General features: G+C 37.0%; 26 protein-coding genes. 4 read left to right on the forward strand and 22 right to left on the reverse strand.

The annotated features are described in order from the left end of the window. Positions 1-19: 19 nt before the first annotated feature. The 3 genes from CIB29_RS04560 to CIB29_RS04570 form a co-directional block, all read right to left on the reverse strand. Entirely contained in the window at positions 20-1,591 is a 1,572-nt protein-coding gene (locus CIB29_RS04560) for an acyl CoA:acetate/3-ketoacid CoA transferase (RefSeq protein WP_094547236.1), read from the reverse strand. Positions 1,592-1,731: 140 nt separating this feature from the next. Further along, positions 1,732-3,363 (reverse strand): class I adenylate-forming enzyme family protein, encoded by a 1,632-nt coding sequence (locus CIB29_RS04565; protein ID WP_198543750.1) that lies wholly within the window; start codon positions 3,361-3,363, stop codon positions 1,732-1,734. Positions 3,364-4,660: 1,297 nt separating this feature from the next. Continuing rightward, positions 4,661-5,278, reverse strand: coding sequence for a hypothetical protein (locus CIB29_RS04570; protein WP_198543751.1), 618 nt, complete (start codon positions 5,276-5,278; stop codon positions 4,661-4,663). A 282-nt stretch (positions 5,279-5,560) separates the two neighbouring features. Here CIB29_RS04570 and CIB29_RS04575 point away from each other — a divergent pair, with 282 nt between their 5' ends. From CIB29_RS04575 to CIB29_RS04585, 3 genes are all read left to right on the forward strand, one after another. Beyond that, the gene (locus CIB29_RS04575) at positions 5,561-6,571 is read left to right on the forward strand and encodes a LacI family DNA-binding transcriptional regulator (RefSeq protein WP_094547242.1); all 1,011 of its coding nucleotides are present in this window, start codon (positions 5,561-5,563) and stop codon (positions 6,569-6,571) included. 194 nt (positions 6,572-6,765) lie between these two features. Beyond that, the gene (locus tag CIB29_RS04580) at positions 6,766-7,089 is read left to right on the forward strand and encodes a transposase family protein (RefSeq protein WP_157910205.1); all 324 of its coding nucleotides are present in this window, start codon (positions 6,766-6,768) and stop codon (positions 7,087-7,089) included. Between the two features lie 3 nt (positions 7,090-7,092). Beyond that, on the forward strand, positions 7,093-7,971 hold the full coding sequence (locus tag CIB29_RS04585; RefSeq protein WP_094547246.1) for an ISL3 family transposase: 879 nt from the start codon (positions 7,093-7,095) through the stop codon (positions 7,969-7,971). 569 nt (positions 7,972-8,540) lie between these two features. Here the strand turns inward: CIB29_RS04585 and scfB are convergent. From scfB to CIB29_RS04680, 19 genes are all read right to left on the reverse strand, one after another. After that, positions 8,541-9,890, reverse strand: a complete 1,350-nt coding sequence (gene scfB / locus CIB29_RS04590) for a thioether cross-link-forming SCIFF peptide maturase (protein WP_094547644.1) — start codon at positions 9,888-9,890, stop codon at positions 8,541-8,543. A gap of 203 nt (positions 9,891-10,093) precedes the next feature. Next, complete coding sequence (gene scfA / locus CIB29_RS04595) at positions 10,094-10,231, reverse strand: six-cysteine ranthipeptide SCIFF (protein ID WP_094547248.1); 138 nt, start codon at positions 10,229-10,231, stop codon at positions 10,094-10,096. Positions 10,232-10,307: 76 nt separating this feature from the next. Beyond that, on the reverse strand, positions 10,308-10,745 hold the full coding sequence (locus CIB29_RS04600) for a TIGR04086 family membrane protein (RefSeq protein ID WP_094547250.1): 438 nt from the start codon (positions 10,743-10,745) through the stop codon (positions 10,308-10,310). Positions 10,746-10,802: 57 nt separating this feature from the next. Next, entirely contained in the window at positions 10,803-11,084 is a 282-nt protein-coding gene (gene yajC, locus CIB29_RS04605) for a preprotein translocase subunit YajC (protein ID WP_094547252.1), read from the reverse strand. A gap of 100 nt (positions 11,085-11,184) precedes the next feature. Further along, entirely contained in the window at positions 11,185-11,691 is a 507-nt protein-coding gene (locus tag CIB29_RS04610) for a hypothetical protein (protein ID WP_094547254.1), read from the reverse strand. Between the two features lie 95 nt (positions 11,692-11,786). Next, complete coding sequence (gene tgt, locus CIB29_RS04615; RefSeq protein WP_094547256.1) at positions 11,787-12,917, reverse strand: tRNA guanosine(34) transglycosylase Tgt; 1,131 nt, start codon at positions 12,915-12,917, stop codon at positions 11,787-11,789. Between the two features lie 83 nt (positions 12,918-13,000). Beyond that, positions 13,001-13,315 (reverse strand): type II toxin-antitoxin system RelE/ParE family toxin, encoded by a 315-nt coding sequence (locus CIB29_RS04620; RefSeq protein ID WP_094547258.1) that lies wholly within the window; start codon positions 13,313-13,315, stop codon positions 13,001-13,003. Next, complete coding sequence (locus CIB29_RS04625) at positions 13,302-13,574, reverse strand: type II toxin-antitoxin system prevent-host-death family antitoxin (RefSeq protein WP_094547260.1); 273 nt, start codon at positions 13,572-13,574, stop codon at positions 13,302-13,304. The genes CIB29_RS04620 and CIB29_RS04625 overlap by 14 nt, the downstream gene beginning before the upstream one ends. A gap of 190 nt (positions 13,575-13,764) precedes the next feature. Further along, positions 13,765-14,067: a hypothetical protein gene (locus tag CIB29_RS04630; RefSeq protein ID WP_094547262.1), complete on the reverse strand. Its 303-nt coding sequence runs from the start codon at positions 14,065-14,067 to the stop codon at positions 13,765-13,767. After that, positions 14,064-14,273 (reverse strand): hypothetical protein, encoded by a 210-nt coding sequence (locus CIB29_RS04635; RefSeq protein WP_094547264.1) that lies wholly within the window; start codon positions 14,271-14,273, stop codon positions 14,064-14,066. Before CIB29_RS04635 ends, CIB29_RS04630 begins: the two co-directional genes overlap by 4 nt. Positions 14,274-14,526: 253 nt before the next feature. After that, positions 14,527-15,360 carry a glycosyltransferase family 2 protein gene (locus tag CIB29_RS04640; RefSeq protein WP_094547265.1) on the reverse strand — a complete coding sequence of 278 codons (834 nt, stop codon included), beginning with the start codon at positions 15,358-15,360 and terminating at the stop codon, positions 14,527-14,529. Further along, positions 15,326-15,796 carry a Wss1p-related putative metallopeptidase gene (locus CIB29_RS04645; protein WP_094547267.1) on the reverse strand — a complete coding sequence of 157 codons (471 nt, stop codon included), beginning with the start codon at positions 15,794-15,796 and terminating at the stop codon, positions 15,326-15,328. The genes CIB29_RS04640 and CIB29_RS04645 overlap by 35 nt, the downstream gene beginning before the upstream one ends. Before the next feature lie 115 nt (positions 15,797-15,911). After that, on the reverse strand, positions 15,912-16,223 hold the full coding sequence (locus CIB29_RS04650) for a helix-turn-helix domain-containing protein (RefSeq protein ID WP_094547270.1): 312 nt from the start codon (positions 16,221-16,223) through the stop codon (positions 15,912-15,914). Then, on the reverse strand, positions 16,195-16,989 hold the full coding sequence (locus CIB29_RS04655) for a sigma-70 family RNA polymerase sigma factor (protein ID WP_157910206.1): 795 nt from the start codon (positions 16,987-16,989) through the stop codon (positions 16,195-16,197). Before CIB29_RS04655 ends, CIB29_RS04650 begins: the two co-directional genes overlap by 29 nt. 90 nt (positions 16,990-17,079) lie before the next feature. Further along, entirely contained in the window at positions 17,080-17,391 is a 312-nt protein-coding gene (locus tag CIB29_RS04660) for a hypothetical protein (RefSeq protein WP_094547274.1), read from the reverse strand. Between the two features lie 82 nt (positions 17,392-17,473). Next, positions 17,474-17,902 (reverse strand): hypothetical protein, encoded by a 429-nt coding sequence (locus tag CIB29_RS04665; RefSeq protein WP_198543752.1) that lies wholly within the window; start codon positions 17,900-17,902, stop codon positions 17,474-17,476. Further along, entirely contained in the window at positions 17,880-18,473 is a 594-nt protein-coding gene (locus CIB29_RS04670; RefSeq protein ID WP_094547278.1) for a hypothetical protein, read from the reverse strand. The genes CIB29_RS04665 and CIB29_RS04670 overlap by 23 nt, the downstream gene beginning before the upstream one ends. A gap of 335 nt (positions 18,474-18,808) precedes the next feature. Beyond that, positions 18,809-19,075: a DUF6291 domain-containing protein gene (locus tag CIB29_RS04675; protein WP_094547280.1), complete on the reverse strand. Its 267-nt coding sequence runs from the start codon at positions 19,073-19,075 to the stop codon at positions 18,809-18,811. 126 nt (positions 19,076-19,201) lie between these two features. After that, positions 19,202-19,453, reverse strand: a complete 252-nt coding sequence (locus CIB29_RS04680; protein WP_094547282.1) for a helix-turn-helix transcriptional regulator — start codon at positions 19,451-19,453, stop codon at positions 19,202-19,204. A gap of 131 nt (positions 19,454-19,584) precedes the next feature. On the opposite strand from CIB29_RS04680, the gene CIB29_RS04685 reads away from it, so the two are divergent. Continuing rightward, positions 19,585-19,950 carry a helix-turn-helix domain-containing protein gene (locus CIB29_RS04685; protein ID WP_094547284.1) on the forward strand — a complete coding sequence of 122 codons (366 nt, stop codon included), beginning with the start codon at positions 19,585-19,587 and terminating at the stop codon, positions 19,948-19,950. Positions 19,951-20,191 lie beyond the last annotated feature (241 nt).

Consider the following 20,191-nt stretch of genomic DNA (forward strand, 5'->3'; position numbering starts at 1 on the left):
CCTTCTTTCTATTTTTAATTTATTTTAATAAATCTTTTAAACCAAAACTTCCTTCCTGAAAAATCCTTGAATCCATTATCTTCAAATCTTTATCAATGATAGGCTTAAACTCCATTTGATCAAGTATATCTCTTTTTAAATCTACACCGGGTGCAATTTCTATTAGAACCGGTCCTTCTTTTCTCAATTCAAATACCGCCCTTTCTGTAACAAAATGCATTCTCTGTCCTTTTTCCCTGGCTAGCAATCCATTATAGGATATTTGACCAACTTTACTAACTAATTTTTTTACTGAGCCTTCTTGCACTATATTCAGTTTTCCACCATCAAAATTAATTTCCAAACCTTTTGCGGTAAACGTAGAGCAGAAAATAACGTGTTTAGCATTCTGCGTAATATCTATAAACCCACCGGCTCCTGTGCACCGGTTACCCATTTTGGTAGAGTTGACATTTCCTTCAATATCCATCTCACCTGCACCCATAAAGGTAAAATCAACCCCAGCTCCGTTATAGAAATCCATCTGAGCATGATGTTCAATCATGGCATATAAATTTTTTCCTATCCCAAAATCTATACCCCCTTCTTGAACACCTCCATATATGCCTGATTCGACCGTTATCATAATATCATCGGATATACCCTCTTCTGCGGCGATTGAGCCTATTACATCATTGGGTATTCCTGTGCCAAGATTAATGATAGTATCCTTTTTAAGTTCCATCATAGCCCTTCTTCCAATTACCTTTCTGATAGACATTGGCAGTGGTTTGATGCTGCTCACAGGGACTCTTATATCACCACAGTATGCGGGGTCAAAGTACCATGAAGAGGTTTGCCTGTGATCTTCCATTGGATTTTCACAAACTACGATTGCATCCACAAAAACTCCCGGGACAACAACCTGTTTAGGATGAAGCGTCCCTATTTGTGCCACTCTCTTCACCTGGGCTATAACCTTCCCCCCAAAACGCTTAGCTGCTAAAACCGCAGGAAGGACTTCAAGTTTCATGGCTTCTTCTTCGGTAGTAATATTTCCCATTTCATCGGCAGTAGTCCCCCTGATTATGACAAAATCAAGCGGTATTGCATTGTAAAATAGATATTCTTCTCCTTTGAAATTTACAACTTCAACCAGGTCAGGCAGGTCTTTGGTCCTTTCATTCATCTTACCACCTTCTAACCTTGGGTCAATAAATGTTCTTAAGCCCACTTTAGATAATTTTCCCGGTAGCCCGCATGCCATTGACCTGTATAGTTGTGCAATTTGTCCCTGGGGCATGCAATATGCCTCCACCTTATTATTTGCTATCATCTCCATCCATCTTGGCTGAAGTCCCCAGTGAGAACCAATGATTCTTGTCACCAATCCTTCATGGGCAAGATGCTGTATTCCACGGACTCTGTCACTTTGACCGGCAGAATGTAGTAAAGTTAGATTTTTGGGTCTTCCTGTCTCTAGAAAACTATTCTCTATTGCTTTTAACACAGATTCAGATGCACTTATCAACGTCATGGCAACAGTAGCAATGGTAGCACCATCTTTTATCATTGCAGCTGCTTCTTTACTGCTAATAAATTTTGCTTTCATTTTCTCACCCCTATGTATCAAGTTAATAATGAATGTATAATAAAAATTATTGCAATACTCTTTTCTAGACTTTTCAGCACATTAATAATTAATGGAATCGTTCCCAAATTTCTATAAAACCCTTCGTTTGTACTTAAATGTCAACCATAAATTTCCCGAATTAGCTTTTTACTTATCTTACCGTTATCGGTACGCGGCATATCATCAATAAATTGAATATATTGGGGAATTTTATATTTAGCCAGCCTTTTACTCATCCATTCCCTAATTTCTTTTTCTGTAAGTGTACATCCTTTATTGAGAACTATAACCGCTTTCACCACTTCCCCATATACAGAATCCGGTACTCCTATGACCGCAACCTCCTTAATGGCAGGATGGTCATATAAAACATTTTCAACTTCAAGACAATAAACTTTTTCTCCACCACGATTGATCATGTCCTTTTTCCTATCTAAAATGTATATATACCCGTCATCATCAATTTTCGCCAGGTCTCCCGTTTTAAACCATCCATCCTTTATGCTATTGGCAGTGGCTTCAGTATTATTCCAGTACTTTTCCAAAACCACCGGTCCCTTTACCAGGAGCTCACCAACTTCATTAGGAGAAAGTTGATTTCCCTGCTCATCAACAATTTTTATTTCAAGTCCAGGGATAGGTAACCCCGATGAGCCAATTTTGCTGCTGCTGTAGACATCTGTTGGAAAAACAGTAGCAGGAGAGCTTGTTTCCGTAAGACCATAAACGGTATGAAAATCCATATGTGTCAACCATCTTTTGATTTTAGCTAAAACTTCAGGGGGCATATTGGCACTGCCACATGCAGCTTTTTTCAAACTTTTTAATTCTCCAAAATTTCTAGACTGTTCAAGAAGAAGTATAAATACTGTTGGTGAACCATGTAGAAAGGTTATATGATTGGTTTTAATTACATCAAGCACTTTTTGAGCATCAAAATACGGTAAAAGATATATCGTCCCTCCAATATGAACAAATAAAGCTAAAAGTGCGGCAAGTCCCGTGATATGAAATATTGGAATAGCAATAATTGTACTATCATCAGAGCTTAAATTAAAAATTCTTTTGTAACTGATAACGCCATGTAAAATATTAAAATGTGAGAGTAATGCGCCTTTTGGTGATCCCGTTGTACCTGAAGTATACATAATAACAGCAGGATCATGAGCTTTTGGTAAATCGTACTCTATACCAATGCCAGCTTCTTCTTTTTTATATAATGTCTCCATTACCTTTCCATTAATATTTCTGCAGCATTTACTACCTGATATTATACAATATTCTATCGAGGTTAAATGAATAATATCTTTAACATTTTTCCACCATTGTTCATTTAAGATCAAAATTTTTGCCCCCGAATCCTTCAAAGGATGGATTAATTCTGTACTTTTAGACTTTGTACTTAAAGGTACTGAGATCGATCCCAATTTCGCTAAAGCATAAAAAGATACACAAAAATCTATGCTGTTAACCATTAATAAAGCTACTCTATCACCTTTTCTTACATCATAAATGGAATAAAGATTTGAAGCAACTATATCCACCAATTCCTTAAATTCTCTAAAAGTCACTTTTCTATTCTGCTCTATAAGTGCCAGTTTATCTGGATATAAATTTGCCGTATTGACGAGACTCATATATAGGTTATCCGGCTTTTCCTCAAAAACATCATATTCTATATTGTTATAAACCTCTTTTATCATACCTTGTACGATGTTGAGCGGCCAAACACCAATATCTGTTGAATTCATAAGGATTACCTTCCTTCTATAAAACATAAAAACATATAATTGCTAATAAACCGCCTGGAACTAATATTACTGAAAATAAAACATCGAAAACGTTTTTCCCTAGTAGACCAACAAGGTTGTAAAAGAATCAAAAATATCTCTATGCTAGACTATTGGAACCGATCCCAAATTTATTTAAAATACATTCTTGAAATTATTACCTGGAACACAATTGATTGCTGAACCTAACAATCAATAAAAGATAATTAATTTCTAAGATTATATCTATAAAAATACTGCAAAGAATATCGTATTGTTGTAATAATTATACTTTCTGCATATACGTTTTTGCAAATAGCAAAATTCTCGGGTCTTTGACAGTTGCAACTTTTCAAACAGTGCTCAAAGCCTTGAAAATAGCACATTTTTGTGTCAAATTTGATTTTCTAAAAGTGCGTATTTTCTAGTGATTTTATTATTTTAATCTTAATTTTCAAATCATATCTGCCGATTTGTTAAATGACAGCAAATGCAGCATTAGCAAGAATTTTAAAAAACTACGCAAATTTTTTATTTAATCAAAAGCCTGAAACCCTTTAATATCAAGCCTTATCAGGCTTTTTGTATTCGTCAAGTGTCAAATATGGGATTATACTTTCTGCATATACGTTTTTGCAAATAGCAAAATTCTGTATTAAGCTTATTTATGTATCATTTCCATTGATTTGCTCTGAAAATCTTATTCACATTAAAAATTTAACAATTTTATAGCACGATTCTTCTTCAAATTTGTCTATAATTGCTATTGCATTACTTTTTGACTTTGTAAAAATTAAATGTATGATAAATTATTAATATGTTTATTGAATTACTCAGATAAAATGTGTTATTATTTCAGTAAAGGAATTAGCTTGAATATTGAAATCGATTCCAAACCATAACCTACTTTATATTTTAGAGCTTTCTTGCCATTTTATTAAACTAAATTTAAATTAGGGATAATTCTATAAATATATTGGTTTAGAAGGGGTTGAGCTACCAATAATAACAAAAATTGTAATGTTGCACTTTGAGATTTAAATACTGAAGATTTGCACGAAGAAGGAATGTGCCATGGCATGTTCCTGAATGGCGAGGCACTATCTAATAGACCTATGGAGTTTATGGATAACCCGCCCGGGGCATGGATAACCTGTGCACAAAGCATTGACAACGAAAAGCATGTTGCCAACACTTTGCACACAGGTTACCCACAAACTCCACAGATCCGGTGACTACTGCTATATCATTTTTTGATTTATTTATATAGAGAAAATGATTAAGCTGATTGTTGTGTTTCAATATAGGCCTGTGGCATCTTAATAAGTATCTGCCATCTGGCAGGCATATTGGGAAGTGCAGATAGTTCTTCCAATACTACTGGAACTTTACCTTCCAATGTTGAGTGTGGCCTTAGAAAATTAAAATAGGCAACAAAAGAGATTGAGTTAAGTTTGTTAAGGTAATATGGACATTTAGGATTCTTACACTTATGGATATTAAAGTCCTTACGCTGCTTTTGTTGAGTAAGAACCTTACCACAGTGAGGGCAGCAGAATAAAAGGTTTTTGAGATAGTAGTTCTTCTTATTGAAGGTACACTCACAAACCTTGCATAAATACTGACCTCTGCCGCCTGTATTATCGTACAGGTAATCATGAGAGGCATTACACCTGGGGCAGGTTATAGTTTCAGGGACAGTAGAAGGTTTCCTTCTCTTCACTGGGGTAATGAGTTTGCCAGTAGCTTTAAGCTGATCAGCAATAAGCTTTTTGTAATCAAGTTTCTCAAGGGTTTTAATAATAGGCATTTCATCTACCACAAGCTTACGGTAGGTTTTTTTAACAGGCTCATCGTAATACTTGCGGGGAGAGTGTTTGCCAAGAACGCAACACATAAGATATATAATAATTTGATATTGTAATTGAATGTATAGTAGTAAAACTGATATAATGTTGTTCAAAGGTACTTATCTCCTTTCTGGGGTGTTAGTCTTCACAACAACATTATACCAGATAAAAGGGGGAAAGTACCTTTCTCTTTTCAAATCTATACATTCTCAATTTCCAATTTTATAGGGGTAAGATAAATTTTAAATAAAAGTCAATAAAATCAAAGGGTACAGGTCAAAAGTTGATAAAATTTTTGACACTACCTTAGAAGGAAAGGAGGCGCTTTAATGAAAAAAAACACTATCAATGATATCGCAAAAATAGCCGGTGTATCAAGGTCAACAGTATCAAGAGTACTCACTAATAACCCTAACGTTAACCCGATTACTAGGGAAAAAGTAAAAAAAATAATAGACATCTATAACTATCAACCTAATTCTCTTGCCAGAGGATTAGTGCTTGGACGGATAGATATTATTGCCTTGATCATTGGAGATATTAGAAACCCATTTTATTCTGAATTGACATGGGTTATAGAAAATATATTAAGTCAAAATGGCTATATGGTTGTTTTGTGCGATAGCGAGTATAGTACAGAAAAAGAAGAATTATATCTCAAAGCTGCAAAACAATATGGCTTTGCAGGTGTTGTTATGACATCAGCTATGGAAAGTGACAATCTTAATTCTGTTTTAAAATCCATGAATTGTCCAGTCGTACTTTTAAATAGATATCTTAAATCCTTTGAAGGTGATGTAGTAATACTTGATAATTTTCAGGCAGGTTATATAGCAACAAGACATTTAATAGAACTGGGACACAGCAAAATAGCAATTTTAACCGGTCCAGTCAATTCTACATCAAGCGTGGAACGGTTTAACGGATATAAAAATGCACTAGAAAACTTTGGTATTGAATACCGCGAAGATTTTGTAACCCACGGAGATTTAAAAATGGAGACAGGGTATGAATATGGGCTATCATTGCTTAAAAGAAAAGAAAATAAACCTACTGCAGTAGTGGCAGGAAACGATCTTATGGCTATCGGAATCATCGAAGCATACAAAAAAATGAAGATGAGAATTCCAGAGGACTTAAGTATAATAGGATTTGACGATATACCTATATCATCAACAGCCAGCATTAACCTGACCACTATAAGGCAACCATTTTATGAAATGGGAAAGATGGTTGCAGAACTCCTATTAAAACGTATTAATAATGAACAGTGCGAATATAGAAAAATTATTTTGAATCCCCAATTAGTAGTTAGAGAGACTACCAGATCAATCCATTGAAATCACATGTGCTATATCAAACTCGTTGTGCTATATAAGTTGCATTAAAAATGTGGTTCAACCACGAATTTTGTGAAACGATAGATTCACCATAAATTACATTACCAGTCCACTGGTAAAAAGAGTACAAAAAATCCGATACATCCCTTATGATTTTAAGTGCAATCCAAAATAGAAAAGGGGGTGTATCGGATATGAATACCAATTATGATATTATCCGAAAACTAATTGGATTGCAAGGGATAGAGGTAATCTATTCCAATGTAAATAATGGTATATTTGAAGTATTTGCAATATCTGCGTTTGATTTTGCCGTGTGTCCCCATTGTGGTCGTATCACGTATACCGTGCATGACAAAAGGTATCAGACATATAAGCATCTGCCTATATGGGGCATGGATACGGTTATCATGCTTGAGAAAAAGCGTTATGTCTGCGATTGTAACCCAGAACATCCATTTGATGAATACTTTGCTTTTATCAGAAAATATCAGCGTTATACTATTGCCTATGAGTAATATATCTTTACGCTAGCCCATAAAAACACTATTAAAAATGTCAGTAATATTGTAGGCGCTAGTGAAGGCGCATGCCAAAGGATATACAGCCATTATGCAAAAGAATCCCTTGCAGCATGTAAGCCTGGGCCACTTAGACTTTTAGGTATTGATGATATCGCCACTAGAAAAGGCCATAACTATGATACGATCATCTATAATCAGGAAACCGGTAAGGTAGTTGCTATTCTCTCCGGTAGAAAGAAGGAAGATGTAGTATCCTACCTTAAAAGTTTACCGGAAGATGTAAGGCTTGGAATTGAAGCAATTTCTATGGACATGAGCAAAAGCTACTGCTATTCGGTATTAGAATGCCTGCCCAATGCAAAGCCGGTTATAGATAGATTCCATATATCACAACATCTTCATAACTGTGTAGATGATGAAAGAAAGCATATTCAAAATCATGCACGTAAGCATGGCGAAAAAGGTGAAGTATTTAAAATACGCTGGGCTATATTAAAAAACATAGAAGACCTTAGCGCTGAGGAATATAACAATCTGCTGATGGCTTTTTCAAAATATGAGGAGTTAGAAAATCTTCATTACCTCAAAGAAGAATTCAGGATCTTCTTTGATATTACAACCAAGGAAGATGCTTTAGCATTCTTATCATATTACAAAGACCTGGTAGCAGAGTATGATATTCCTAAGCTAAAGGAATTCATAAAAACTCTTGATAACTGGATGCCATATATCCTAAATTATTACGACTATCCGATATCTAATGGCACTACAGAAGGCAATAACCATAAGGTTAAAAACATTAAGCGTAGAGCCTATGGATATCGTAACCGTGATAATTGGGAAATTAGAGTAAAATACGAATTTGAATGTGCTTAAATTTTTAGTTTTCAAGGTGCTTAGGATACATATAACTACTGTTATTGCTATAATTATCCTATATAGGGATAATAGCTATACATAGGAAAATATACGGAATGTAGGAAAACTTATGTTTCCAATTTACAGGAAGATATATCAATAATTTTCCTGTAGACTATCTCTTGACAGAGTAGGTGTGCTATCTATCACAAAATTTATCGTTGAACCAAAAATGTTACATAAAAGCACGTAAGAAGGAATGTGACTTGCCGGACGAGTATCACGTACATTTGTAAAAACCACACAAGACAAGAGGTCCAGTCCCCGAGTCTTGCCTCTTCTTCCTGCCAAATCGAACTTTTTCAGTGGTTTCAAACCTTCCTCATGTCACGTTCCTGAACGATTCTGTAAAATCTTTTTTGCAACATATATAGTTTAAATATGATTCCAAGAACGAAGCTACAAGGCTTAGAGCCTTTCCGCAACGTTCTTTCCACCATATTTAAACTAACACAATAGGTTATATTAGTATTAATTAAAACCAGCTCCACATTTTTTACCTGTAGCTGTTGTTTTAAGGTATAAGACTATAGTGCAAGTGCAGCCTGTATCATTAATGCGCATTCAACACGCTTTCTCTCCAGCTCACATCCAATTGAATAGGGTTCATTAATATCTCCGTTAAACTGGTATGCGTTTGCCGGACATCCTCCACTGCAATAAAATTTGGCCCAGCAATCTTTGCATTTTTCTTTAGTATAAACATTAGATTTCCGGAAACTATTCTGAATATTTGTATTAAATTCTCCAGACATTACATTACCCATTTTAAAATCCGGATTTCCTACAAATTGGTGGCAGGGATATATATCCCCTTCCGGCGTTACAGCAAGATACTCATATCCGGAACCGCATCCGGAAAGTCTTTTGGCTACACATGGTCCCTGTGTTAAGTCAATCATAAAATGAAAAAAATTAAATCCTTTTTGTTGTTTTTTCCTATTAAGATACTCTATCGCCAGCTTTTCATACTCTTTAAATAATACAGGCAGGTCTTCTTCCTTCAATGCGTACCCTTCACTTTCTGGCGCAACCACAGGTTCTACAGAAATTTGTTTAAAACCCAAATCTGCGAGGTGCAGCACATCTTTTGCAAAATCAAGATTTTTTCTTGTAAATGTACCTCTTACATAATAATTATCCTGTCCCCTGGAATCTGCCATATCAATAAATTTAGGGACAATATCGTCATAACAACCTCTACCATCAACCCTGACTCTCATCTCATCATTTACTTCTTTTGTCCCATCCAGGCTTAAAACAATATTAGACATATTCTCATTTATATATTTTTTTATCTCTTCATTGAGCAGCAATCCATTGGTAGTAATGGTAAAACGGAACTCTTTTCCATATTTTGCTCCTTGAGCCTTTGCGTATTCAACAACATCCTTCACTACATTGAAATTCATCAATGGTTCCCCGCCAAAAAAATCAATTTCAATATTTCGACGTTTCCCAGAATTATTTATTACAAAATCTATTGCCTTTTTCCCCACTTCACTGCTCATCAGCAACCTATCACCATGGAAGCTGCCGGTAGAAGCAAAACAATACTGACATCTCAAATTACAATCGTGGGATACATGCAGACATAGGGCTTTTACAACCGACTGTTTGTCCCAAAAATTTATATATTCCTGGTATGGGTCATGGGTAAACAGTAACCCTTTCTCCTGAAGTTCAGCAATTTCATTGTACGCTTCTTCTAATTGTTCAACCGAATATTTGTTTCCTAGTATTTTTATAATATCGTTCCTACTATTTTGAATATAGTGGTCCAACACCTCATAGACAATATCATCTACTATATGCACTGCTCCACTATAGACATCCAGTACGATATTAATACCATTCATTGAAAATTTGTGCATCATTGAACTTTCCCTCACTAATCTAATTTGCAGGAGTTTATCTCCCATTTACTGAGTAACCCCTTATCGTTTAATTCCCCTACTCATTGCAGTAGCCCAGGCACCGCCTGGGCTACTGCAAATTATATAGATCTAAGGTGCGAAGACACACCTCTCCTGCGCCGAGGAATGTCCCCGATTATGTACTTTACCAAGAAATTTTTTAATTATTTCTCGCATTTTTGATTTGCTACAGTACACGAAGTTTTGCAAGCTGACTGGCATGAAGTCTGGCATTCGCCGCATCCGCCATGAGCTGCACTATCTTTCAGTGTAGCACCGCTAAGCGTTTTTATATGTTTCATTAAGACTTCCCCCTCTACTTTTTGTCAAATGGTATTATAGCATATTATTTTTTTTATGAAAAGTATTTTTTATTTCTCACTTTTTTATTCTTGAACTGCTCTCCTTAAGGTTAATACCTATAATACCTCCGAAAGCACCAGTAAATAATCCTAAAATTAGCATATAGATTACATATTTGTCAAAAACAAAGCCTGTAAGAGCAAGACAACTTATAAAATATAATATTATCATATAAGTAATACCTGCTATTGCTCCGTTAAGCCAGCCCTTGCTTTTTGCCCTCTTTGCAACTCCGGCACCTGCAATAATTAGACTTACTACCGTTGTAGCTACAACAACAGTTGGTATTGCACTTTCCGGGAAATTGGTATAAGTAATAAATACTGCAAATATCAAGAAAATTAATAACGTAATAATATATGCTAAAATTACTCCTCTTAAAATAGTACTTATACTTACCCCATTTTCTGAAGTTAGATTTTGAAAAGAAAAATCAGCCTTTCCCACCATCATCCCTCCGAATAATTATTCCGTACTATAAATTTATTCGGAGGAATTCAATTTATGACTTTATTGTGCAGAATTTTCTACACTTCTTACTGCCCAACGGGCAATTCTTAGCTTTGTTTTATCAGCACCTACCTCTATTGTAAGAATATCATCTTTAATATTTACAATCTTACCATAGATTCCTCCGATGGTTAGAACCTCATCTCCCACCTTCAAAGCAGCAAGCATGGCCTTAATCTTCTTATCTTTTTTTCTCTGGGGCAGAATTAATATAAAATAGAACACGGCAAAAATAATGATGTACGGTATTAAGATTGCAAAAATATTAGTTTCTTGTGGCATTCATTACACCTCCGTTTCATATTTTTTTATGCTAAATTAACAGCCTTAATTTATTATAGCTTTTCTATGCTGTTCCTTCAAGTACAAATGCTAAATAAACCTAAATATAAATTTCTTCAATGTATTTTTTGGCTCCTTCAATAAGCATATGTCCCACAGTTTGATCTTCCAGCTGCTTTGCTATTTTTGCGATTACATCATCACAGGCATATACCTCTACATTCCCTATCTTGGGTTCTAATCGACTCAAGTTTTTCTCATCCTCGATAAATATTCTTAAATACCAGTCCAGTTTTTCACTGAATAGTCCTACTTTCATCCAGGCATGCTCATTCCCAAAGTTATATAGCAATTGTTCGTCATCAAATATGGTTTTTAGTTCCGATAATGTCAATTCTTTATATCCTTTGCACGCCCTACCGTCATACTCCAACCTGTCCTGGGATTTGCATATAATATCCAGGTTGTAACTCTGGTCTATTATTTCAACAATGGTCTTCAATATTTCTTTCAATTGTTCTAACGGCAGATCATAATTAAATCTCAATACCTTATGGTGAAAAGGACTCATACATCTTAACAATCTTCCATACACTTTGTCATACATATCATGTTCTCCTACTTCTATAAGAAGTTCACAGTTAATGATATCAAGTAATAACTCCCTGAACTACAAACTGTGAACAGCGGACAATAAAATTATTATAACCTATTACTAAAGTCTGCAAGCTTCTTTTTCTTGTATTCCTGAAATTGTTCATTCTCTATTGCATTTCTTATATTCTCCATTAGCTTATTATAAAAATATAAATTATGAAGTACACATAGCCGCATCCCTAACATTTCCTTCGCCTTGAATAAATGGCGGATATATGCTCTCGAATAATGCCTGCATGTTGGACAGCCGCAATCGGGGTCAATCGGTTTATCGTCCAACTCATATTTTGCATTTAATAGATTCATTGTACCATGTTCGGTAAACAAGTTGGCATGCCGTGCGTTTCTACTAACAATTACACAATCAAAAAAATCAATACCCCGTGATACAGCTTCAAGTATATTGCTCGGGGTGCCCACACCCATTAGATATCTTGGTTTATTGACCGGCATGTAAGGCTCTACCACATCTATAATCCTGTACATTTCCTCATGGCTCTCCCCTACTGCAAGCCCTCCAATGGCATATCCGGGAAGGTCCAGTTCAGCAATCTGCTTCATATTCTCTGTTCTCAGGTCTTCATATATACCGCCCTGGTTGATGCCAAACAGCATTTGCTGTTTATTAATGGTATCAGGAAGGGAATTCAATCTTTCCATCTCATTTTTACAGCGAATCAGCCAGCGGACTGTCCGTTCACAGGATACTTTTGTATATTCATAGGTTGAAGGGTTTTCAACACACTCATCAAAAGCCATAGCAATGGTAGATGCCAAATTGGATTGTATTTGCATACTTTCTTCCGGACCCATAAAAATTTTTCTTCCATCGATATGCGAAGAGAAATATACTCCTTCTTCTTTAATTTTTCGCAGTGCTGCCAGTGAGAATACTTGGAAGCCGCCGCTATCGGTAAGAATTGGCCTATCCCAGTTCATAAATTTATGCAGCCCGCCTAGTTCCTTGATAACCTTATCCCCGGGCCGCAGATGAAGGTGATAAGTATTTGAAAGTTCCACCTGGCAGCCTACTTCTTTCAAATCCATTGTTGAAACCGCACCTTTTATTGCTGCAAGTGTTCCTACATTCATAAAAACAGGGGTTTGAATAACACCATGCGGAGTATGAAACTCTCCCCTTCTAGCTTTTCCATTCACCTTGAGTAATTTAAACACTGACACCATTCCTTAACTTTTTTAATCTAAATCTTAATATATAAACATCGCATCACCCATGCTCACGGGAAGCAGGATAGGCGCTATAATATGCTTTCCCAATCACGTCTACCATGCAGAACACGGACAATGTTAACTGTATTTGTGCTTTTGTTCACGGTATAAAATATCAGGTAATTATCTATCGGCAGCTTTCTTATTCCTTTCGCTGCCAAGTATTTATCTTGCACAAGGCTATGACGTTCCGGTAATTCTTCCAAAGTCGCCATAGCCTCCTGTATTCTTGCAAGCTGTTTTAAAGCCGTAGTTGGCTCTTTTAACTCATATGAAATATAGTCCACAATTTCATCAAGGTCCGCTTCGGCAGCTTCCGCAATAACCAGATTATACTTTAGCATTTCGCAACCTGCTTTCTATCCGTGCAAATACTTCATTTGCAGGTTTTACGCGCCCATGTTTAATATCGTCCAATCCCTTTTCAAGCATAGTATATAACTCAAATTTTCCGACAAGCATTTCATATGTTTCAATACTCATAACCGCAAGGTCTCCCGTACCATTCTTTGTGATATATACCGGTTCTTTGTATTTATGGCAAAACTCCGAAATCTCGTTATAGTTGTTTCTTAAGTCTGAGCTTGGTCTAATAATCGGCATTTTATCCACCTCCACATTTATTATATTCAAATTTTATCGAAATATTGATATGCTGTCAAGAAAAGAGCTATACACTTATTACCAATTTGACATTTATTTTTTATTAAACAAAAAAGGCCATATACGGCCTATTTTTTCTTGAACAGGTATTAAATATCGTCAGTGCAAAATAAAACGCTGCTTGGCGGTCTTAAATCGATTTGAAGGGCATATAATGAATTCCCATATCATGACACATAATAGACCGTCCGTCCACTTCCTCAAATTCCAAAAGCATTGCAGACTTCTTACAATTTGGGGTCATCTGTACTTTTGCAACGGCCCAACCTGCGTAACCTATATTTGGCCCTTGCAGGTCTATCCAAAGGCATGAATATTTCATGTCCTGGTAAATGCTTATGATTTTTGCATCTTGAAATTTATTTTCGCCAATCCGTTTGGCAAGAAACGGATAAAGCGTCTCAACCTTTGCATAATCAATGGCTCTTATCATCGCGCTGCCTCCCTACTCATCTTTATAAGATGTTGTATAGGAATATCTCCATAAATACAAACCGCCTTAATGATGTTCTTGTATCCGTGCGGGTCAGTATCTTTAATCCTCTTAAGAACGGTCAAAAGTGCTTCTGGAGACACTTTGTATTCTTTGCTGCGCCTTTCCGATGTTTTAACTGTACAAAGATTAATAATCTTTGCCATTTTGCTGCCCCCTTTTACCTTACCATAATTGAATTTTCAAAGAACAATCTATATAAAAGAGGCGGCATCTTTCCCCCTGTGCCGACGGGCTCCCGTTAATTTCATTCTATCCTGTGGTTTCTATGATGTAAATTAAAGTTACCCATTTTACAATCTAACTTACGCAAATTACAATTTTTCTTGCTTTATTGGTAAGAATGACAGTTATGAATATAAAAAAAGCGGGGAAACTGTCCCGCTCCTGTTAATTACATTATTTTATACACTGTCGGTTTTCGCGTTTATCCGCGAATAACCTTATTATACCGCTCGTTTTTATCATCCATTGAAAAAACTCGCATTCTCCCCCGGCTTCAGGAAAATATTTTTCCTTTGTAGTGCCAATTAGGTCGGAAACTAAAAATACTTGTGATATTTCTTGAAATGTGTAATTTGAATGTATAGAACTTCCTTTTCGCATCCTGTAAAAGTATTTTGCTTTTCCCTCAAATACTGCTTTTTTTGTCTTAGGTAAAATTCGTAACAATACTTCGGTATCTTCCCCCTTTGAAATTGCCTCATTAAATCTCGTATTGTAAAATAGCGAATTCCGGAAAAGCTTATCACAGCAACTCCCTGCAATTTCACCTTTCATTAAGGCTCTAAATATATCGGATCCGGCATAGCTTTCTCTTGATTGTGCCTTTGTTTGTTCAAAAAAAGCTATTGCAAAACCATTTTTATTTATCACGTTTACATCGCTTATAGATATATCCGCGCCGCTGCTCTCTATCCTATGCAATAACTTTTCGTAAAAATCATGACTTATAAAGTCGTCCGGGTCTACAAATCCTATAAATTCCCCCTGGGCTATATCTAATCCCATGTTACGGGCAGACGAAACGCCGCCGTTACTTTTATGTATGACTTTAAAACGCTTGTATTTGCTGGCATACCAATCGCAAATTTGCCCACTGCCGTCCGTGCTGCCATCATCGACAAGAATCGCCTCAAAATCTTTGAATGTCTGCTCTTGGATACTCTCTAAGCATTCTCTAAGGTATGGAGCAACATTATAAACGGGTATTATAATACTTATCTTTGGCATTTTCTCGCCCCCCTATAGCCTTTATTTCCTTACCGGTTTCGCGGTTGTATTGGTCTATAAGCTCATTCAATTTTAAATAAAATTCCTTTGTGTGGCCTTGGCTTGTTATCATGTGTGCCAATTCATGCAAAAAAACCGCTATGGAATAATTTTCCCCTCTTTCCAGGGCTTCTATTGCTATTCCTATTGTGTAACCTCCGGTTTTAAATTTGCTACATATCCCCAATAGATTATTAAATTGCTTATGCTGCCTTTTCATTGAGTACAAATAAACAAGCTTTAACCTTACGGCTTTAACCCGGCTACGAAAAATTGAAATGCAACTATGCACAATGTTATTAAGCTGGGCATTATATTTTAAATCTGGGTATTCCTCCGGAATAATGCCTTTTTGCCTAAGCCTTTTATAATATTGGTTTCCATCTCTCCATAACATCCTATAAACCCTCTTTAAGTCAATTTATAGCCGTCTGGCATCGTTTTATTTGACATAGACAGACAATATAATATAGGCTAAGCATATAATGACGCTTAAAAAGGCTTTTAAAGCGTCATTCAAATAAAATACCGTCCACGCCGTAAACAATGGGCATCAGGTCATGTAATACTTTATCAATATGTTTATATACCGTCCTGGGATTAATATTGCATTCTTCGGAAATCTGGCGAACAGAAACGCCAGACCGCTCAATATAAAATTTCCTGAATGTGTTGTAAGGCACGGAATCAGGATAAAAAGAATTATAAATCTTTAATGCCTGGTCAATTATCCTTTTTGCCTGTTCGTTTGTGTGATAGTCGGCCATAAGCTTTTTAAGACTCTGAAAACGCATTTCATATGCTTTCGTTAAATTGGTTGTCATGGGCTTTTCTCCTTTCATATGCCATATGCTTTATACTTGTTCTTTCGGTTGAGCTTTCCCAATGTTCCCGGAAAGGCTTTAGTCCTGTTCCCTTTAATGCCTCTGAATATAAATCAAATTCGCTTAAGTCATTTAAAACGGTTTTTAGTCTATCGGCTGCGCTGCTGTTCCTGATTTTTCGCAAGGCGTTATAATGCGCTTGCTCCGCTGCCTGCCGTGAAGAATATCCCGCTATACTTGCCGCTTCCGTTAGGCTTTTCCCCTCAAAATAGATTAGTATTATAAGCTGCCGGGCTTGCTCGTTTACCCTCTCCAGTGCCTTTTCTATGATTTTCCTTGCCTCGTTAAGAGAATCCCGCTCCATAAGCTTATAAAATGGGGCTTGCGCGGCGGTATCCTCAATAAGGTCAATTCTCCTTATGTCGTTATCATCCGGCCCTATGAGCTCATCCAGGCTAACCGCTAAAAGTGCCGCATCCCTGCGGCTGCTCTCAATTCCCGCAACCTGTCTAAATGCTTTTTTTAATGTAAAATCCAAGTATGTAATGAATTTATATCCCTTTTCAGGACTATAGTATTTTACGGCTTCCATCATGGCAAAATATCCGGACTGCTGGAGGTCCTCCCCATCGGCGGCGCATCCGGATAAATGCTTTTCGTATTGTCCCGCCTTCATGAAAACAAAGCGTTTAACCTGGGTCCATAACTGCGGTATGTATTCCCGGCATCCGCTTTGTATAAGCAAAGCCAATTCTTCATTTGTCACTTGTAGCACCTCCCGCCCTGCGTTATAATGGAATAAATCCATATAATTAAGCCATTAAGCACAGGGCAGGAGCGGGGGCTCCTGTTTTTTTTATTCGTTCATTATGTCCCGTAAAATAACGGATACCCTTTTCCGTGACAGTTCGTCATCTTCATTTTCTTGCAAAAGCCTTTCTATAGCCTCCCGGCCAACCCTGGAGACGGCATCTTTAATAAAGCTGCTGCATATCCTTATGGCCTTATATCGTAAATCGTCCAGCTCATCAAATTTTAAATCTATTTCCTCAATGGCAAGTGCAATTTTTTTAACGTCCTCTGAGGTTTTCAAAGTGGATATTTCCGGGGTAAATGATTGGCTAATCTTGTAAGCTTCTTCAGAAATTTCTCTTAGCCTGTTTTCCATGGATTTTCCCTCCCTTTTATTGTCTTATCGCCTGAAAAATGCTCTTCCTGCCCCTTTTTTATGGTGTGACATTTACTCGGAATTATTTCCCGCCCGGTATCCTGTCCGGGCAGTTTCCGCTCATGCGCTCTATCATGGCAGCCCTGGCCTCGTCTGCGGTCCGCTGCTGTTGTCTTTCCGGTTTCTCTTGTGCGTTACTGCCGCCGTATATGTCCTTATAGGCTCGTTTGAACATCTCGTCAAGTGTCGCTTCTATCTCCAGCCCTTCAATAGCTGCGCGGTATTCTTCATCTGTAACGGTCCGCATAGAATCAGCAATCGCCTTTTGTGTGTCCTCGGCTGCGGTTCCATCATGCCGGGCAATCATTCGTTTTCTTGCCTCCTCTGCTGTGGTCCTATGAGCATTTCTCCCATCATGGCGGGTAATCATGCGCTCCCTTGCTTTGTCTGCCATTGACTGGCGAACATTAGTTTTTCTTTTCATGGTTTTATTCCCCTTTCTGTAATTCATATATTTTATTGCTTGCGCTGCTTAAAGCCTTTTCGTAAGAAAAACCGCCCTCATTCCAAACAGAAGCTTGAAATTGGTCATTTATTACAGTAAAAACCTTCTTAATCTCCGGAAATCTTTGTTTCATCGCTTCATTGGTTTCCTGTCCTTTTCCCCTGGCTATGTCGTATAGCTCGTTATATCTTTCCCTTTCTTCTGATGATACCTTAATTTCTTCCAAAAGCTCTTTTAATGCCTCCTGCTCCTGCGGAATCTCCGATATTCGCGCCTTGACTGTTTGAAGCTCTCCTTCATCATCAAAGGCGGTGTTGCGTAAGGACGCTTCAAGCTTTTTCTTTGTTATTTCCCGTATTATCTCTTGAAGCTCCTTTTCTTCCCGGTCAAGCTCAAACAACCTATTTTTAATAGTCTCTCGTTCCTGGTTAATCCTCGTCTCAACTCTTAAGACATGCTTATTGAGCTTATTAACTGCTTGTTGAAATTCTGCCTTTTTGTTATTTGCCTGTTCCTCCAATTCCAACAATGGAGAAAACAAGTCATGCGTTAGTGGGACAATTTCCGGTATTCTCATTTCAAACCCTCCATAATTGTTATTTTTGGTTTATTAATACCCACAAACCGCTAAAACCGCATTCATTAGAGGAGACAACCGGTAAATCAATCAAAACCCGGTAAAATGAACGTCCGGACCAGTTTTAGCGGCTTGTGGCTGTTAATTAAATTTTGTCCTATGGACAATCCTAAGGACAGTCCGTAGGACATTCCTGGGACTGTCACAAAGCACCTCCCCCCTATAACCCCCCTTATCTGTGCCATTTTCTTTATCTTTATCCGTATCATTATAAATATCAGTATCGGTACATTTAGTATAGAGTGGTATACGCTGGTATACGTTCCTATACGTTTCTATGCCTCGGCATCTTCTTTTTTCCATCTCCGTTGTATGTTTTCCCGGTTTTTCTCACATACGGCAGCATATTTAGCCGCATCTCGGTCAATCTGTGCTTTAATAAAAGAGAAGGCCATTTTCAACATACCGTTGAAATTGGGAAGTATTCCGGCCTCAGAATAATCAAACAATGCCATGAGCAATTTTCCTTTTTCCTCATCGGAAAGCAATTCTAAATGCTGTCGGTAATCATGGTAAAGAATAAAACTCTTTTTTGTGCTCACGTTTTTAATTCCCCCTCCTCATGGCCTATTTGTATGTTGCAGTTTCTTTCCTGCAATAAAAATAGATGTTTTTGATTCTAATCATCAACTATACTCTATTTCACTTACGGCTCTTGTTAGCTACAATTAGGTTATGGGAGGGGTAATTACGCAATCGTACTTACGCAACGGTAAGTTGCCATCAAAAAAAATATCGTTAATTTGTTCGGCTGTGAGTCCCAAACTCAAAGAAATAGTGACGATTTCATCAAGGGAAAACGCAACTTCGCCCCGCTCCTTCATTGCGTATGTATTAAGCGATTTCCCGATAATATCGGCCATTTCTTTTTGTGTTCTGCACTTTCTCTGTCGGGCAAATTTAAGCTCTATGCTATTCATTTTAACACCTCCTATACGTCTTTATTATGATTTTAACTTACGTAATCGTAAGTGTCAATAAGGTTATTAAAAAACATAAAAATATTGATAAGTATGTAAGCAAATAATATAATTCAATTGGAGGGATAAATATGCTCACATTCAGCGAAAACCTAAAACATATTATGAGCGTGCGCGGGGTAAATCAAAAATGGCTTGCGGACGAATCCAATATACCAGAGGCTACTATTTCCAGATATGTAAACGGCGTTCACATGCCTACAATAAGCCTTATTATCAAAATTGCAAAAGCTCTTAATGTTTCCGTTGATTATCTTTTAGGTCTTGCGCCTTATTCCACTATATCAATAGAAACGGACCCAGAAATAAATGTTCTTATATCTGGTTACTGTAAAGCATCTGAAAGAGACCGTAAGCTTATATGGGGCTTGCTTGAAGACTATATAAGCGCAGAGGAAAGAAATTGCATTTCTTACCTAAGCAATATAAAAGAATAGCATTGGATTATTCAAGGATTATCTATAGGACAGTCCCAGGACTGTCCTATGGACTGTCCGTAGGACTGTCACGGGGACAATACATAGGACAGTCCAACGGTCTGTATCTCGATAGGGTATTAATAAGGTATCGGATAGGTTTCTATATTCATTGGCATACATATCGATACGCTTTAAATTTCTATTGTATAACGCATCTTATGGACTGTCCAAGGATTTTCCTATGTATTGTCTATAGGAT

This window comes from Petroclostridium xylanilyticum, assembly GCF_002252565.1.
In the GTDB taxonomy this organism is placed as follows: domain Bacteria; phylum Bacillota; class Clostridia; order SK-Y3; family SK-Y3; genus Petroclostridium; species Petroclostridium xylanilyticum.

What these genes read in the sequence shown, in the direction of transcription:
- CIB29_RS04560 (WP_094547236.1), bottom strand. Translation starts at nt 1,591, where the DNA reads ATGAAAGCAAAATTTATTAGCAGTAAAGAAGCAGCTGCAATGATAAAA.
- CIB29_RS04565 (WP_198543750.1), bottom strand. Translation starts at nt 3,363, where the DNA reads ATGAATTCAACAGATATTGGTGTTTGGCCGCTCAACATCGTACAAGGT.
- CIB29_RS04570 (WP_198543751.1), bottom strand. Translation starts at nt 5,278, where the DNA reads ATGTGTTGCGTTCTTGGCAAACACTCTCCCCGCAAGTATTACGATGAG.
- CIB29_RS04575 (WP_094547242.1), top strand. Translation starts at nt 5,561, where the DNA reads ATGAAAAAAAACACTATCAATGATATCGCAAAAATAGCCGGTGTATCA.
- CIB29_RS04580 (WP_157910205.1), top strand. Translation starts at nt 6,766, where the DNA reads ATGAATACCAATTATGATATTATCCGAAAACTAATTGGATTGCAAGGG.
- scfB (WP_094547644.1), bottom strand. Translation starts at nt 9,890, where the DNA reads ATGATGCACAAATTTTCAATGAATGGTATTAATATCGTACTGGATGTC.
- scfA (WP_094547248.1), bottom strand. Translation starts at nt 10,231, where the DNA reads ATGAAACATATAAAAACGCTTAGCGGTGCTACACTGAAAGATAGTGCA.
- CIB29_RS04600 (WP_094547250.1), bottom strand. Translation starts at nt 10,745, where the DNA reads ATGATGGTGGGAAAGGCTGATTTTTCTTTTCAAAATCTAACTTCAGAA.
- yajC (WP_094547252.1), bottom strand. Translation starts at nt 11,084, where the DNA reads ATGCCACAAGAAACTAATATTTTTGCAATCTTAATACCGTACATCATT.
- CIB29_RS04610 (WP_094547254.1), bottom strand. Translation starts at nt 11,691, where the DNA reads ATGTATGACAAAGTGTATGGAAGATTGTTAAGATGTATGAGTCCTTTT.
- CIB29_RS04620 (WP_094547258.1), bottom strand. Translation starts at nt 13,315, where the DNA reads ATGCTAAAGTATAATCTGGTTATTGCGGAAGCTGCCGAAGCGGACCTT.
- CIB29_RS04625 (WP_094547260.1), bottom strand. Translation starts at nt 13,574, where the DNA reads ATGCCGATTATTAGACCAAGCTCAGACTTAAGAAACAACTATAACGAG.
- CIB29_RS04630 (WP_094547262.1), bottom strand. Translation starts at nt 14,067, where the DNA reads ATGATAAGAGCCATTGATTATGCAAAGGTTGAGACGCTTTATCCGTTT.
- CIB29_RS04635 (WP_094547264.1), bottom strand. Translation starts at nt 14,273, where the DNA reads ATGGCAAAGATTATTAATCTTTGTACAGTTAAAACATCGGAAAGGCGC.
- CIB29_RS04640 (WP_094547265.1), bottom strand. Translation starts at nt 15,360, where the DNA reads ATGCCAAAGATAAGTATTATAATACCCGTTTATAATGTTGCTCCATAC.
- CIB29_RS04645 (WP_094547267.1), bottom strand. Translation starts at nt 15,796, where the DNA reads ATGTTATGGAGAGATGGAAACCAATATTATAAAAGGCTTAGGCAAAAA.
- CIB29_RS04650 (WP_094547270.1), bottom strand. Translation starts at nt 16,223, where the DNA reads ATGACAACCAATTTAACGAAAGCATATGAAATGCGTTTTCAGAGTCTT.
- CIB29_RS04660 (WP_094547274.1), bottom strand. Translation starts at nt 17,391, where the DNA reads ATGGAAAACAGGCTAAGAGAAATTTCTGAAGAAGCTTACAAGATTAGC.
- CIB29_RS04665 (WP_198543752.1), bottom strand. Translation starts at nt 17,902, where the DNA reads ATGAATTACAGAAAGGGGAATAAAACCATGAAAAGAAAAACTAATGTT.
- CIB29_RS04670 (WP_094547278.1), bottom strand. Translation starts at nt 18,473, where the DNA reads ATGAGAATACCGGAAATTGTCCCACTAACGCATGACTTGTTTTCTCCA.
- CIB29_RS04680 (WP_094547282.1), bottom strand. Translation starts at nt 19,453, where the DNA reads ATGAATAGCATAGAGCTTAAATTTGCCCGACAGAGAAAGTGCAGAACA.
- CIB29_RS04685 (WP_094547284.1), top strand. Translation starts at nt 19,585, where the DNA reads ATGCTCACATTCAGCGAAAACCTAAAACATATTATGAGCGTGCGCGGG.